The following is a 15522-nucleotide window of genomic DNA, read 5'->3' as shown; positions in this document are numbered from 1 at the left end:
GCGGGCGCGAGGCGGCGCGGGGCGGGGCGGGGGCGCGGGGGGTCAGGTGCCGTCGCCGCCGCCGGAGCCGCCGCCTCCTACGCCGGCGCCGCCGGCGGTGCCGCCCAGGCCGTAACCGGGGCGGATCGGCTCGTCGGGGTGGCGACTGACGTGGGCCGAATGCGTGATCTGCGCGGACCAGTCGGCGTGTGCGGCGGCTTCGGCGTGCCGGTTGATGGCCTGGCGGATCCAGCCGTCCACGGTGGCGACCCAGTCCCGCCGGTCGGCGTCCTCGTGCCAGATCCGGAACCGGCTGATGCTCTGGTGGGTTATACCGGCCAGGGCCAGCTTGCGATCCATCCAGAGGATCGCCTCCAGGCCCGCCGAGTTGGTCACGAAGATCACCTCCATCTCGGTGATCGGGCCGGCGTAGAGGGGACCCACCCAGAAGCCCCACCGCTGGTGCAATGGCAGGGTGTGCTCCACCCCCGGCAGCCCGCCCTCGACCAGGCCGGCTTGACGGATCATGAAACCCAGTGTGTCCAGCGCCGCCAACACGTGCTGCTGGGTCGGGATCGGGTGCACGAAGACCGGCACCATGGCCCCCTGGTCGAGGTCGGGGTCGAGGGACACCTCGGTCCGCAGACCCATCCGCAGGCTCAACAGCGGCACCCCGCCGAAGGTGGTCAGCGGGGTCTCCCACGGCAGCGGGAACGCGAAATCGACAGCCCGCCGCCGACCGGCCGGTACGACGAACCGGCCGGCGATCGGCACCTGATGGAACTGCATGAGACGGCGCGCCCCGGCGGGGTCGTCCGGCTCGACGGTGGTGACCAGGCCGAGCCGGATGTGCCGCACCAGCACGTTCTCCGGGCCGGCCGCGAGGGTCACCCGACCGGGCAGGCGCAGGCCCGGTCGGGTACTCGGGTTGGGCAGCGTGGTCTGCACGGAGAGCCCGGTCCCACCGGACTCCGGGGACACTCCCGTCAGCCGCACCGCACGCCCCCTCCCGGGACGGGGCCGTGTAGGCCCCCCGGCGCGCCTACCCGGTCGGCGTGACCTCACGCGTGCCGCGCCGACCCGGCCGCGCCTCCTCGGCGCGGCCGGGTCGTAGGGGTCACCGCAGTCGACGTCCGCGCGGCACCGTGTCGGTCTCGTCGTCGAACTCCCCGATGACCTCCTCCAGGAGGTCCTCCAGGGCCACGAAACCGATCGGCCGGGCCGGGCCGCCGCCGTTGCGGACCAGCGCGAGCTGTGACTGCCGGGCCCGCATCGCCGCCACCGCCTCGGTGACCGAGGACGTCGCGGGCAGGGTGAACGCGGGGGTCATCAGCTCCCCGGCGGTCGCAGCCCGGCCGGTGGTGACCACCCGTACCGCCTCCCGGACGTGCACGAGCCCGCACACGTCGCCCGCCTCGTCGAGCACCGCGAGCCGGGATCGGCCGCTGTCCCGACTGACCTCCTCGATCCGCTCGGCCGGGTCGTCGCGGCGGACGGTGACCATGGTCGAGAACGGTTCCATCACCTGCGCCACCGACGTGCCCTGCAACTCCAGCATGCTGGTCAGCAGTTGGTGCTGCTCGGCGCCGAGCAGCCCGTGCTCTCGGGACTGCTCCAGCAGGATCCGCAGCTCGTCCGGGCCGTGCACCTGGGCGAGCTGGTCCTGCTGATTGACGCCGAACAGCCGCAGGATCGCGTTGGCCAGGGCGTTGAGCGCGGAGAGCACCGGTCGGGAAACCCGGGCGAAGGCGCGGAACGGCAACGCGAGCAGCGTCGCCGAGCGCTCCGCGTCGGTGATCGCCCACGACTTCGGTGCCATCTCCCCCACCACCAGGTGCAGGAAGGTCACCACCCCGAGGGCGAAGATCAGGGCGATCAGGTGACTGGCAGCGTCCGGTAGGCCCACCCCGTGCAGCAGAGGGCTGAGGAGGTGCTCGATCGCCGGCTCGGCCAGCGCGCCGAGACCGAGGGTGCAGAGCGTGATGCCGAGCTGCGCGCCGGCCAGCATCAGCGACAGCTCACGGACGCCGTCCAAGGCGGCCCGTGCCGCCCGGCCACCGTTCGCCGCCGCCTGCTCCAGGCGGTAGCGCTTGCTGGCCACCAGGGCGAACTCGGCGGCCACGAAGAACCCGTTCAGCGCCAGCAGGATGACCGAACTGAACAGTGCGATCCCGGGGCTCATGCGGTCACCTCGGGCTTGGTCAGCTGCAACCGCACCGAGTCGGCCACGTGCCGGTCCACGGCCAGCACCTCGACCAGCGCCCGGGGCTCCGCCTCGTTGACCTCGCCGTCCGCGCCCTCGGGTTGCAGGCTGATCTCCAAGCGGTCGCCGACCTCGGGCACCCGGCCCAACTCCCGCATCACCAACCCGGACAGGGTGTCGTACTCGGGGGCCTCGGGCAGGGCGATTCCGGTGCTGTCGGCGACCTCGTCGATCCGCCAGCGGGCCGGCACCACCCAGGACCCGTCGTCCTGTCGGGCCGGTGCCCGCTCCGGTGGGTCGTCCTCGTCGCGGATCGGGCCGACCAGCTCCTCGGCGATGTCCTCGAGCGTGATGACGCCGGCGAAGCCGCCGTACTCGTCGACCACGCACGCCATCTGCCGGTGCCCGGACCGCAGGCGGTCGAGCACGGTCGGCAGGGGCAACGTCTCCGGTACGAGCAGCGGCGGCCCGGCCACCGCGCTCACCGGGGTGGTGGCCCGCTCCCCCGGGGGTACGCCGAGCACGTCGGCGATGCCGACGATGCCGAGCAGGTCGTCGACGCCCTCCGCACCGCGTACCGGGAAGCGGGAGTGGCCGGTGTCGAGCAGCTCGACCACCCGGCTCACCGGCTCGTGCGCCCGGAGGGTGTGCACGTCGACGCGGGGCACCATGGCCTCGCCGGCGGTCAGCTCACGGAAGTCCAGACCTCGGTCGAGCAGCGTGGACATCTCGGCGTCGAGGCTGCCCTCCTCGCGGGACTCGGCGATGATCTGCTCCAGGTCCGCCGGGGTGGCGCCGCTGGGCAGTTCCTCGATGGGTTCGATGCCGACCCGGCGGAGCAGCCGGATCGACGCCCGGTCGAAGAGCCGGATCAGCGGTCCGGCGATGGCCAGGTAGATGAGGGTGGACCGGCTCAGCGCGCGGGCCAGTTGCTCGGCCCGCGCGATGGCCAGGTTCTTCGGGGCCAGCTCACCGAGGACCATCTGCACGATGGTGGCGATGACCAGGGCCAACGCGACCGAGAGCGGCAGAGTGACCGCCTCGCTGACGCCGGCCACACCGAGCAGGTCGGCGAGGCCACCACCCAGGTACGGCTCGGCGACGTAACCGACCAGCAGGGCGGTGACGGTGATGCCGAGTTGGGCTCCGGAGAGCATGAAGGAGAGCCGGCTGGTGACGGTCAGGGCCCGGGCGGCGGCTGGATCGCCGTCATCGGCGAGCTGACGCAACTTGCCCCGGTCCACGGCGACGTAGCCGAACTCCTGAGCCACGAAGTAACCCGTGGCGGCAGTGAGAACAACGATCAAGAGGAGACCAACGACGATCAACACGGGTCGCTCAGGGCTCCCGGGGTCGTCGGTACGGGAATATGCCGGGCACGACCCGGCTGGCTACTGCTGCCCTCCTGGGCAGAAGAGTCGATCATGCCGCCATTTTATCCATCCCGGCTGAAGGGCCGCTGAGAGATGGTCGCGATGCCGGCGGCCGGCCCCGGACTGCGTCCGGGGCCGGCCGTCTGGTCGGTTCAGGGTCAGTACAACCAGTTGCACTCGGAGGTACCGCCGTAGCGACGCGCCGTATCGAAGACGAAGTATCCGCCCCAGTAGAGATTGGCCTCTTTCTCGAACCTGTTCCCCTCGTAGGCGTTCCCCGTCGTCAGTCTCGAGTAGGCCGACTGGACTCCGTAGTCCGCCAGGAAGTTTGCCGCGGACAGGTATCGCGAGTATGCGTCGGAGTGGATCACCTCGTGCCGTGGGAGATCCGGGCCCCTGATGTCGGCAGAGACGCGGCCATAGCCAAAGCGGATGTTCGCCCGCTTGTACGCCTCACACCGCAGACGGGACCGGTACGAACTCTCGCTCCCACCGTAGAAGAAGTAGTCTCCGACGGTTGCCGGTTGATCTCCTGCCGGGGAGGTGCCGTAGCACACCCGCGAGCCGAAGCCCGGGTCACACCAACTCCCGCCCCCCAACACCCGGGTGGCGACGAGGTTGCTGCCGTTGATGTCGTTTCCACCGCGGGTCCTCGCGTACTCGGACCGTTGGACGACCGCCTCGGCGATCGGGGAGTCGGCGCTCTCCCCGGACATGTTGAAGGCGACCACCCGGAACTCATGCAACTCGCCGTCCGAGAATCCGTACTTCAGGGCGGCGGAGGTGCCCGTGGCAGGCAGCGGCAGACGGATCCAGTGCCAATCCCCGGCAGTCCGGTACTCCATCCAGTAGTACACCCCGGCGGTGCTGCTCCTGGTCCAGCTCAGGTTCACCTGGCTGACCCCGTTGGAGCTGGCGGAGAGCGACGACACGCGCGTGGGCACGGGCGGCATGGGTTTGGCCGAGGCGACGTTGCTCGGCGTGCTGTCACCGGACATGTTCGTCGCCCGCACCCGGAAGTTGTACGTGGTGCCGTTGCCCAGGTAGCCGGCCACGAAGGTGCAGCACGACGTGATCGGCACCTTGACCCTGGTCCAGGTCGACGAGGTGCTCGTCTTGTATTCGACCAGGTAGTAGACGTTCGGCGTCGAACTCCTGGTCCACGTCAACGTCACCTTGCCGTTCCCGGCCGCCGCACTGAGCCCGGACGGCGCCTGCGGGAACGGCGGCATGGGCCGGGCCGACGCCGTGTTGCTCGGAGAACTGTCCCCCGCCTGGTTGGTGGCCCGTACCCGGAAGTCGTAGGTCGTGCCGTTGCCGAGGTACCCGGCCACGAAGGTGCAGCACTGGGTGACCGGCAACTTGAGCCGGGTCCAGTTCGCCGCACCGGAGGCCCGGTACTCCACGAGGTAGTACACCTTCGCAGTGGAGCTGGCCGTCCATCGCAGCGTCACCTTGCCGTCGCCGGCACTGGCGGTCAGGCCGGACGGCGCCTGGGGAAACGGCGGGAGCGGGGTCGCCGCCGCGACGTTGCTGGTCGCCGACTGACCGGCCATGTTGCTGGCCGCCACCCGGAACTCGTAGCGGTGACCGTTGGTGAGGTACCCCGCGGTCATCGTGCAGCAGGTCGCCGGCAGTGCGACCTTCTGCCAGGACTGTCCCGCGGTCGCGTCGCGGAGGTAGACGTCGTAGTAGACGCCGCCGGTCGAGCTCGCCGTCCAGTTCAGGACGACCTTCCCATCTCCCGAGGTGGCGGTCAGACCGGACGGCGCGGCCGGTACCGGTGGCAGGGGCTTGGCGCTGGCCACCGACGTCGGCGTGGACTCCCCGGCACCGTTGATGGTGGTGACCTTGAACTCGTAGACATCGCCGTTGGTGAGGTAACCGGCGGTCATGGTGCAGCAGGTGGTGACCGGAGTGCTGACCTTCTGCCACGACTGGCCGGCGCTCGCGTTGCGCAGATAGACCTGGTACCAGGAACCGCCGGTCGGGCTGGCCGTCCAGTTGAGGATCACCTTGCCGTCGCCGGCGGTGGCCGTCAGCCCACCCGGTGCCTGAGGCACCCCGCCCACGGCGGTGACCCGGACGGTCGACGAGGCGACACCCTCCCCGCCCTGACTCTCACCGGTCACCTTGAACTCGTAGACATGGCCGTCGGCCAGATAGCCCCGGGTCGCCGAGGTCGTGCTGCTGGGCAGCGTGGACTTGGTGAACGTCGTCTGCCCCGCGGTGACGTCGCGCTGGTAGACCCAGTAGAAGAGGCCGGACGCCGGCGCGTCCCAGTTCAGTTCGATGGTGCCGGACCCGGCCGGTTGACCGCGCAGGTTGGTCGGTGCGGCCGGACGGGGCTGGCTACTCGTCGCGGACACCACGTTTCCGGTGGGGCCCTCACCACCGGAGTTGATCGCGGCGATCTTGAACTCGTACGAGTGGCCGTTGGTGAGGTAGCCAGCGGTCATCGTGCAGCAGCTGGTGACCGGGGTGGCGAGCTTGGTGAAAGCGGCGTCCCCGGCGGTGACGTCCCGCTGGTAGACCTGGTACCAGAGATCCGGGCCGGGAGCCGTCCAGGCCAGCTTGATGGTGCCGTCGGCCTGGGCCGTCGCGGTCAGTGCGCTGGGGGCCGCGGGCAGCGGGGCCGTCGGCGTCACCGCGACGACGTTGCTCGCCGTGCTCTCCCCGCCCGACCCGCTGGCGGTCACCTTGAACTCGTAGCGATGGCCGTTGGTGAGATAACCGGCCGTCATCGTGCAGCAGGTGGTGACCGGAAACTCCAGCTGGTTGAACACCGTCTCGCCGGCGGTCACGTCCCGCACGTACACCAGGTGCCAGTTGTCGGCGAGACCGTCCCAGGTCAACACCGCCTGGCCGTTGCCGGCCGTGGCCCGCAGGTTGGTCGGGGCGGCGGGCGCCGCGACGTCCGCGGGCGCGGAGGCGACGGCGGACGTCGGTGACTCACCGGCGGCGCCGAGCGCGCTGACCTTGTACTCGTAGGTGTGCCCGTCGACCAGACCGCCGGCGGTCATCGTGCAGCAGGTGTCGACCGGCCACTCCAGTCTGGTGAAGTCCGCCTCGCCGGCCGTGACGTCGCGCTGGTACACCTGGAACCAGACGTCGGGCTGCGACTGCTGCCAGGTGAGCTTGATGCTGCCGTCCGGCTGCGCGGCCGCGGCCAGGGCGGTGGGGGTGGCCGGAAGGGGGCGCTGCGCGGTCGCCGTGGCCACGCCGGACTGCGCCGACTCACCGCCCTTGCCGAGGGCGGTGACCTTGTATTCGTAGGTGTGCCCGTTGGCCAGGCCGCCCGCGGTCATCGTGCAGCAGGTGTCGACCGGCCACTCCAGCCTGGTGAAGTCCGTCTCGCCGGCGGTCACGTCGCGTTGGTAGACGTAGAACCAGTCGGTGCTGTTGGTGTGCGTCCACTGGAGTTTGATGTCGCCGGTGGTCTGGGTGGTGGCGGTCAGCCCGGTGGGCGTCGACGGTCTGCTGTAGAACGCTGTCGCGGTCACCTCGACCGACCGTGGCGACTCGCCGCCGCCGTGCACGGCCACCACCTGGAACGCGTACTGATGGCCGTTCTCCAGGCCGTTCATCGTGAGAGTGGTGTCCTGCGGGGAGGAGTCCCACTGCCGGCTGGCCTCGGTCTCGCCGGCGGTGATGTCGCGCCGGTAGACCTCGTAGCGCCAGACGTTCGCAATGGTGTTCCAGTTGAGCGTGATGGCACCGCCGTCGGCGGCGGCCGCCACCACACCGGTCGGCGTCGTGGGCACTCCGATGGTGACGGTCACCGTGGCGGGGGCGGAGAGCGGTCCGGCCCCGGCGGTGTTGCGGGCCGCGACCCTGAACTCGTAGGCGTGGCCGGTCTCGTAGAACACACTCAGCGCGGTGGAGGTCCCGGTGATCCCGGTGGAGACCCGCGCGAAGTGGGTCTGCCCCGCCGTCACGTCCCGCTGGTGGACCTCGTACGTCAAGGCGGTGCCGGCGGGCGCCTGCCAGCGCAGGCTGACGGCGCCGCTACTGTCGGCCTGCGCCGTCAGGGCGGTGGGCGCGGCGGGCACCGCGGTCGGATCGGGAGTGGGCCGGGGCCAGTCGACCTCGACGAACCGGGGCCGGTAGGTGCTCACGTCGCCGTAGACGGCGTCCGCGACGAGACTGTTGACGTTGTACGACACCAACAGCTTCCCGGCGCGCGCCAACTCCGGGTGCACACGGGAGTCGTACACCATGCTGCCCGGGATGGTGGCCGGTTCCGGGGCGGTGAACAACGGCAACGGGCCGGCGAAGGGCCCGGTGGGCGAGCTGGCGGTGTAGGCCACGAAGTCGGCCGAGAAGATCAGGTTGTTCTCCTGGGTGACCAGAACGTAGGTGCCGCCCACCTTCTGGATGCCGAAGCCGGCGCCAACGCCGGAGAGCACCCGAGCGGAATCGCCCTGGGCGGTGGACCAGCCGCTGCCGGTCCAGAACTGCCAGGCACCGGAGAGTCCGCCGGCCGGTACCCGGGCGACGTGGGCGAAGCGCATCTGGCCGACGGTTTCGGCTCCGTAGATGTAGGTGAACGCGCCGTCCTCGAGCACCGCTGAACCCCAGGCGACCCTGTTGCCGTACCCCCGGTCCACGATGCTTCGCACGGTGAGCGCCGGCAGGTCGAAGGTGACCACGGCGCTGTCCAGTTGGGCGAAGTCCAGCGGCCCGGTGCCCGTCGTCTTCATCCGCTGGTAGACCACCCGTAGCACGCCACTCTCGACGGTGCCGTCGCCGACCCAGTACTTGTCGGCGCTGCCGTCGGTCGGACGGACGAGCGAGGCGGGTGCGGCGGCCGAGCCGCCGTGCAGTGTCTGGACCAGGTCGGATCCGTCCTGCACCACGATGGAGTTGTTCACCATCGGGGTGTTCTTCGGCAGAGTGTGGTCTGCGTTGACGGTGCCGATCAGGCTGTCCGAGAACAGCCAGGCGTTACGGCCGTCGGGCAGCGGGATCGAGACGGTGCTGTCTCCACTCGTCCACTTGCCGCCGGTGTCGCCGTACGAGTTGAATTCGGTGTTGAGTGCGGCGGCCGTCATCCCGCCCTCGGGCAGGGCGGCGGCGGCTGGCCCGGGGGGCACGCCGACCAGCAGGCCGAGGGTCACCGCACCGATGAGTGCGCCAGCGACACGGGCCCGGGCCCGCGAATGTCTCTTCAATTTGTGTCTCCCGTTGTGAGGCGCACATCGTCACAACGGTCGATTCACGGCAGCAAGAGACGTTCAGGCGATGCATAGATACGTCTACATCTAGAGATCGAACAGGAGTGTGTGCTAACCGCGGGGCACGATCGGCCCGGTGACCACACCTGCGGCTGGGTCGGGGCGGCCGGGTCGGGTCACCGGTCGGCCAGCTCATCGGTGTCGAGCAGGCTCCGGTCAAGACGCCCCGACCGGTACGCGGCCCGCCCGATCATCTGCGCCGCGACCGGCGCGGTGGACAGCTGGAAGACCGCCACCAGCAGGATCATGCCCAGGTCTGCCGGGGACCGCAGCCGCAACGCGATGCCCAGCAGCAACAGGAGCACCCCGAGCACCTGCGGTTTGGTGGCCGCGTGCATCCGGGACAGCGCGTCCGGGAACCGCAGTACGCCGATCGCGGCGGCCAGGGCGAGCAGCGCGCCGCCCACCAGGCAGAACGCGCCGAGCCAGTCGGCGATCGTCGCGATCACTGCTGCTCCCGGACGGCGAAGCGGACCAGCGACACCGAGCCCACGAAGCCGAGCAGGGAGAGCACCACCAGCACGGGCAGCGTGGTGGCGTGCCGGTTGACCGCCGCCTCGGCGCCCACCGCGGCGACCATGGTGGCCAGCAGCATGTCCGCGGCGATCACCCGGTCGACCAGCGACGGGCCACGGTAGAGGCGGGTCAGCGCGAGCAGCGCCGTCACCGACAACAGCGCGGTGAGGACGACGGCCAGGAAGGTGGTCACGGGCGGGTTCCCTTCTCGGGTGAGGTGACGTCGAGTCGGCGCAGTTCGCTGGTGGAGCCGACCGCGCGGATGATCCGTCGTTCGACGGTGAGGGTGCGTTCCCGGGCCACGTCCAGGTCGGCCGGCCGGTGGGTGTCCAGGACGTGCAGGTAGAGCGTGCCGGCATCCCGGTCCACTTCGAGGATCAACGTGCCCGGCACCAACGAGACCGCCTCCGCGGTGAGCGCCAGGTTCAGGTCGGTGGCCACCCGCAACCGGACCGCGATGATCGCCCCGCGCGGTCGGTAGCCGGGCTGCACGGCGATCCGGGCGATGTGCAGGCTCGCGCTGACCAACTCGACGGCGAACCGGCCCGCGAACACCAGCAGCGCCCACGGTCGCAGCCGGCCACCGAAGCTGACCGCCGGCAGCGGATAGAACACCAGCACGGCCGCGCCCACCAACAGGCCACCGACCAGGTTGGCCCAGTTGATGTCACCCCAGAGCAGGATCCAGACCAGCACCAGCCACCCGAGCGCCACCGCCTGGTCCCGCCAGCGCCCGAGCCGGCCCCGCCCCACCGGAGCGGGCCCGGGGGCGTCGGGAGCCGGCTGCGGGGGGCCGGTCACGGCACACCGCCCGGCAGCACCGCACGGACGTACGGGGTACGCAGCCGCAGGTCCGAAGCCGCGTCGGTGGTGACGTCGAAGAGCGGACCGGCCAGCACTGTCAACGCCAGCCCCAGGGCGACCAGGGCCACTGTGGCGCCCACCATCAGCCTCGGCAGTTGGGTCACCGGCTCGCCGGTGGCCAGCCGGGGCGCGCGCCAGAAGGCGATGTTCCACACCCGGGACGCCACGTACAGGGTGAGCAGGCTGGTCAGCGTGCCGGCCGCGACCAGCACCCCGGGCAGTGGCCCGCCGGCGGCCACCCCGGCCTGGAGCAGGCCGAGCTTGCCGAGGAAGCCGGAGAACGGTGGCACTCCGGCGAGATTCATGGCCGGGATGAAGAAGAGCACACCCAGCAGCGGCGCCACCCGGGCCAGCCCGCCGATACGACGCAGGTCGGTGCTGCCGGCACGCTCCTCGACCAGGCCGGCGACGAGGAACAGCGTGGTCTGGATGGTGATGTGGTGCACCACGTAGAAGATCGCGCCGGAGAGGCCGGCGACGGTGCTCAGCGCCACCCCGAAGATCATGTAACCGATGTGGCTGACCAGGGTGAACGAGAAGAGTCGCTTCAGGTCGGACTGGGCCACCGCACCGAGGATGCCGATCACCATGGTCAGCCCGGCCACGACCATGAGCAGGATGTGGGCACGCCCACCCGGAAACAGCAACGTCTCGGTGCGGATGATCGCGTAGACGCCCACCTTGGTGAGCAGACCCGCGAAGACGGCCGTGACCGGAGCCGGCGCGGTGGGGTAGCTGTCCGGCAGCCAGGCCGACAGCGGGAAGACGGCCGCCTTGATCGCGAAGGCCAGTAGCAACATCAGCTCCAGGGCCAGTCGGACACCGCCGGGCAGGGCATCGAGACGCTGGGCGAGCTGGGCGAGATTGAGCGTGCCGGTGGCCGCGTACACCAGACCCACCGACGTCAGGAAGATCATCGAGGAGAGGATGCTGACCACCACGTACGTCGATCCGGTCCGGATCCGGGTCTCGGTGCCCCCCAGGGTGATCAGCACGAAACTGGCGGCCAGCAGGATCTCGAACCCGACGAAGAGGTTGAACAGGTCACCGGCCAGGAACGCGTTCGTGACACCTGCCGTGAGCACCAGGTACGTCGGGTGGAAGATCGACACCGGGGTGCTCTCGCTCGTCTCGCTGCGGCCCTGGCCCACCGAGTACAGCAACACGCACAGCGTCACCGCCGACGAGACCACCACCATCAGCGCGGCCAGCTGATCGGCCACCAGGACGATGCCGACCGGCGCCGGCCACCCCCCGACCGCCACCACCACCGGCCCGTGCCGGTACGCCTGCACCAGCAGCACCACCGCCACCGCGAGCGTGCCGCCCAAGCACAGCACACTGATGGTGCGCTGAATCCGGGGCTTCCCGGCCAGCAGCAGGGTCAGCGCCGCACCGAGCAGCGGCACCACCACCGGCAACGGCACCAGGGCGCGCATCACGACTCGTCCCCGCGTCGCAGCCGTCGGCGGGCCGGCTCGGGATCGACCTGTTCCGGGTCACCGTTCGGGCCCTCCCCACCGTGATCGACCGCACCCATCTCGTTGCGCCCGGCGCGGCGGATGATCTGCCTGTCCTCCAGGTCGTCGGGCACCTCGTCGTCGCCGGACAGATACCAACTGCGGTACGCCACAGCCAGCAGGAACGCGGTGAACCCGAACGTGATCACGATGGAGGTCAGCACCATCGCCTGCGGCAGCGGGTCGCTCATCCGCTGCACCGGGCCGGTGCCGACAATCGGCGCCCCACCCGACCGCCCGCCCAACAGGATCAACAGGTTCACCCCGTTGCCGAGCATGATCACCCCGAGCAGGATCCGGGTCAGGCTGCGCTCCAACAGCAGGATCACCCCGCACCCGACCAGCACCGCGACGGCCAGCACCAGCACCAACGTCGGCCCCGCGCCGCTCGCCGTCACCGTGCCACCCCTGTTCGCGACTGCGGGGCTCCCAAACCCGGCTCACTCCTCGCGCTCACCGTGCCACCCCTGTTCGCGACTGCGGGGCTCGCAAGACCGGCTCACTCCTCGCGCTCATGCCCGGTCCCCCTTGTCGACGGTCAACCCGCCGGCGGCCGTTCCGGTGGCCTCGATGTGCCGGTCCACCTCGGCACCGAGGCTGCGCAGGATGTCCAGGACCAACCCGATCACCACCAGGTACACGCCGATGTCGAAGAAGAGCGACGTGACCAGATGGGCATCACCGATCAGTGGCAGGGTTCGGTCGACCTTCGCGCTCTCCAGCACCGACCCGCCGACCAGCAGCGCCACCACCCCACTGCCCACCGCCAGAGCCAGCCCGGCGCCGAGAATCGCGCCGGCGCCGATCGGGGCCGCCTCGGTCAGCTCGTACCGGCCGCCGGCCAGGTAGCGCACCACCAGGGCGAGACCCGCCACCAGCCCGCCGGCGAACCCGCCGCCCGGCGCGTTGTGCCCGGAGAAGAGCAGGAACAGCGAGAACAGCACCACGGTGTGGAAGATCAGCCGGATGACCACCTCCAACACGATCGAGCGACGCTCCTCGTAGAGGGTGGGGCCACCGCGCAGCCAGACCGGCCGGCCGCGTCCACCCGCCCCCTGCTCGGCATCGGGCCGGCGCGGCCGCGGCCCGGTGCGGGAGCGCTCGAAGATCAGGCTGGCCACCCCGGTCGCGGCCACCACCAGCACCGCCAGCTCGCCCATCGTGTCCCAGGCCCGGATGTCGACAAGGGTCACGTTGACCACGTTGCGGCCGTACCCGTGCACCACCGCCAGGTCCGGAAAGGCGGCGGAGATGTCCGGCGCCCGGCGGGCGCCGACGGCGGTGAGGGCCAACGCGGCGGCCACCACCCCCGCCGCCACCCCGATCACCCGACGGACCCAACGGGTACGGCGCAGCGGGCGGGCCGAGAACCGCTCCGGCAGGCGACGCAGCACCAGCACGAAAACCGCGATCGTCGCGGTTTCCACCAGAAACTGGGTGAGTGCCAGGTCGGGCGCTCCGTGCAGAACGAACAGCATCGCCGTGCCGTAACCGGTCATGCCCACCAGCAGCATCGCGGTCAGCCGGCGACGGGCACCGACCGCCAGCACCGCCGCCACCGTGATCACCACGACGACCACCGGTTGCAGCGCGCTGTCCCAGAGGGGAATCCGCGCCCGCCACGGGCTGGCGGACAGCATCGCCGCACCCGGCACCAGCACCAGTGTCACCAGGATGATGCCCAGATACTGCGGCAGCGACCCCCGTTGCGTCGCGCTGGTGACCTCGATGGCCAGCCGGTCGAACCGGCCGACCACCCACTCGTACCCCTGGTTGCCCCCCACCGGCGACCGGAGCCGCGCCAGCACCGGGGCTAGCGGCCCGCGCACGGCGAAGAGCAGACCGCCACCGACGAGCGCCAGCACGGACAGGCCGAGCGCCGGGGTCGGTCCGGCCCAGAGCGCCAGGTGCGCGTCGACCTTGCCGAGCAGATCGGCGTACGGGCGCAGCAGGTCTTCCAACACGCTCGCGGCCGGACCGGCGAGCAGACCGACACCGGCGAGCACCGCGGGCGGTACCAGCAGCGACGCGGCGATCGGCCCCGGCGGGACCGGGTCCACGCCGGGCCGGTCAGCGAACGCGCCCCAGAGAAAACGGGCGCTGTACGCGACGGTGAGCACCGTCCCGGCGACCAGGCCGGTGAGGAGCGCCGGTTGGTCGGTGAACGCCGCGAACACCGCCTCCTTGGCCACGAAGCCGACCAGCGGCGGCACCCCGGCCATCGACGCCCCGGCCAGCACGGCGACCACGAACAGCGGCCGGGACCAGTGCCGCACCCCGGACAGCTCGCGCAGGTCACGGGTGCCGGCACCGTGGTCGATGATGCCGACGACCAGGAACAGCGCCGCCTTGAACAGGGCATGCGCCAGCAGCATCGCGGTGCCGGCCAGCGCGGCGTCGGGGGTGCCCGAGCCGGTGACCGCCACCAGCAGGCCGAGTTGGCTGACCGTCCCGTACGCCAGCAGCAGCTTGAGGTCGGTCTGACGCAGCGCGGCCCACCCGCCGAGCAGCATGGTCGCCACGCCGGCGACCTGAACCACCGGCCGCCACGGACCGACCGTGGCGAGCACCGGCGCGAGCAACCCGACAAGATAGACACCGGCCTTGACCATGGCGGCGGCGTGCAGATAGGCGCTGACCGGCGTGGGTGCCGCCATCGCGACCGGCAGCCACGAGCTGAACGGCAGCACCGCCGACTTGGACAGCGCGCCGGCCAGGATCAGCAGCACGGCGCCCACCAGGTACCCGCCGCCGGGCAGAGGCTGCTCGCTGATCTCCGACCAGCGGTAGGTGCCGGCGTGTTCGCCCAGCATGATGAAGCCGACCAGCATGGCGAGGCCGCCCAGCGTGGTGACTGTCAACGCCTGCGCGGCCGCCCAACGGCTGGACCGCCGTTCGGTGCTGTGCCCGATCAGCAGGTACGAGAAGATCGTGGTCAACTCCCAGCCGACGTAGAGCAGCAGCAGGTCGTCCGCGAAGACCAGCACGAGCATCGCGCCCGCGAAGGCGACCAGGACCGCCGCGAACCGCGCCAACCCGGTGGAGCCGGCACCGAAATACCGGGCGCTGTAGACCAGCACCAGCGCGCCGACGCCGCCGATCAGCAGCGCCATCAGCCAGGACAGCGTGGTGAGCCGGAACGCGATGTCGAGGCCCAACTGCCGGATCCACGGATACGTCTCGACCACCGCCCCGCCGTCGGCGACGGCCGGGCTGCGAGCCACCGCCCAGCAGAACGCGGCGGCCGGCGCGAGCGCCAGCGGGTAGCACGCGCGCGGACCCCACCAGCGGACGAGCAGGGGCGCGGCGAGGGCCGCCACGAGATGGAGGATGAGCAGTACCAGCACCTGCGCTCCTGATCGACATGGCCGACGCCCGTGGCAGCGGTGGCGCCTTAGCAGCGATCAGACGCCAGTTCCTCCCCCGCCGGGCCGTTTTGCCAGAATTTGCCCCCCAACCCCACCCATCCCGCCCTCCCCCAGCCCAGCCCGACCCCCCAGCCCAGCCCGACTCCCAGCCCAGCCCAGCCCGACTCCCAGCCCTGCCCAGCCCCAGCCCCAGCCCAGCCGGGGTCAGGCCCAGCTCCAGCCCAGCCCCGGGCCAGCCCAGCCCCAGCCCCAGCCCCAGCCCGGCAACCTCCCCTACTCGCGCCGATCTTGCAGTTTCGGCTGTCGAGTTGCACCGAATGCCCCATATGCCGCGACAGCAAGTGCAAGATCGCGCGGAACGAGCAGCGCACCCCGGTCGATCATGGAGTTGTGGTGCCCGGTTTCGTCTTTCACGGGGCACTTGTCACCCGCCACAACTCCATGATCGACAGGGTGGAGCGG

General features: G+C 70.9%; 10 protein-coding genes. All 10 read right to left on the bottom strand.

The window, feature by feature from the left end; translation table 11 throughout:
• Nucleotides 1–42 precede the first annotated feature (42 nt).
• The gene (locus tag AB0877_RS10835; RefSeq protein WP_366608361.1) at nucleotides 43–975 is read right to left on the bottom strand and encodes a sporulation protein; all 933 of its coding nucleotides are present in this window, start codon (nucleotides 973–975) and stop codon (nucleotides 43–45) included.
• 121 nt (nucleotides 976–1096) lie between these two features.
• Complete coding sequence (locus tag AB0877_RS10830; RefSeq protein ID WP_366608360.1) at nucleotides 1097–2161, bottom strand: hemolysin family protein; 1065 nt, start codon at nucleotides 2159–2161, stop codon at nucleotides 1097–1099.
• A complete protein-coding gene (locus tag AB0877_RS10825) occupies nucleotides 2158–3513 on the bottom strand; it encodes a hemolysin family protein (protein ID WP_366608359.1) in 1356 nt (451 codons plus the stop codon). The genes AB0877_RS10830 and AB0877_RS10825 overlap by 4 nt, the downstream gene beginning before the upstream one ends.
• Before the next feature lie 200 nt (nucleotides 3514–3713).
• Nucleotides 3714–8729, bottom strand: a complete 5016-nt coding sequence (locus AB0877_RS10820) for a fibronectin type III domain-containing protein (RefSeq protein WP_366608358.1) — start codon at nucleotides 8727–8729, stop codon at nucleotides 3714–3716.
• 179 nt (nucleotides 8730–8908) lie between these two features.
• A complete protein-coding gene (gene mnhG / locus AB0877_RS10815; protein ID WP_366608431.1) occupies nucleotides 8909–9238 on the bottom strand; it encodes a monovalent cation/H(+) antiporter subunit G in 330 nt (109 codons plus the stop codon).
• Complete coding sequence (locus tag AB0877_RS10810) at nucleotides 9238–9501, bottom strand: monovalent cation/H+ antiporter complex subunit F (protein ID WP_366608357.1); 264 nt, start codon at nucleotides 9499–9501, stop codon at nucleotides 9238–9240. The genes mnhG and AB0877_RS10810 overlap by 1 nt, the downstream gene beginning before the upstream one ends.
• Nucleotides 9498–10109 (bottom strand): Na+/H+ antiporter subunit E, encoded by a 612-nt coding sequence (locus tag AB0877_RS10805; RefSeq protein ID WP_366608356.1) that lies wholly within the window; start codon nucleotides 10107–10109, stop codon nucleotides 9498–9500. Before AB0877_RS10805 ends, AB0877_RS10810 begins: the two co-directional genes overlap by 4 nt.
• Nucleotides 10106–11611: a Na+/H+ antiporter subunit D gene (locus AB0877_RS10800; RefSeq protein ID WP_366608355.1), complete on the bottom strand. Its 1506-nt coding sequence runs from the start codon at nucleotides 11609–11611 to the stop codon at nucleotides 10106–10108. Before AB0877_RS10800 ends, AB0877_RS10805 begins: the two co-directional genes overlap by 4 nt.
• On the bottom strand, nucleotides 11611–12090 hold the full coding sequence (locus tag AB0877_RS10795) for a Na(+)/H(+) antiporter subunit C (protein ID WP_366608354.1): 480 nt from the start codon (nucleotides 12088–12090) through the stop codon (nucleotides 11611–11613). The genes AB0877_RS10800 and AB0877_RS10795 overlap by 1 nt, the downstream gene beginning before the upstream one ends.
• A gap of 114 nt (nucleotides 12091–12204) precedes the next feature.
• A complete protein-coding gene (locus AB0877_RS10790; protein ID WP_366608353.1) occupies nucleotides 12205–15039 on the bottom strand; it encodes a Na+/H+ antiporter subunit A in 2835 nt (944 codons plus the stop codon).
• Nucleotides 15040–15522: the final 483 nt, after the last annotated feature.

It is taken from the genome of Micromonospora sp. NPDC047644 (assembly GCF_040704315.1).
Classification (GTDB): Bacteria; Actinomycetota; Actinomycetes; order Mycobacteriales; family Micromonosporaceae; genus Micromonospora.
The sequence above is the reverse complement of the archived record's forward strand: the minus strand, read 5'-3'. Positions and strand labels throughout refer to the sequence as shown.

Coding starts and splice junctions, on each gene's coding strand:
- AB0877_RS10830 (WP_366608360.1), bottom strand. CDS start 2,161: ATGAGCCCCGGGATCGCACTGTTCAGTTCGGTCATCCTGCTGGCGCTG.
- AB0877_RS10800 (WP_366608355.1), bottom strand. CDS start 11,611: ATGCGCGCCCTGGTGCCGTTGCCGGTGGTGGTGCCGCTGCTCGGTGCG.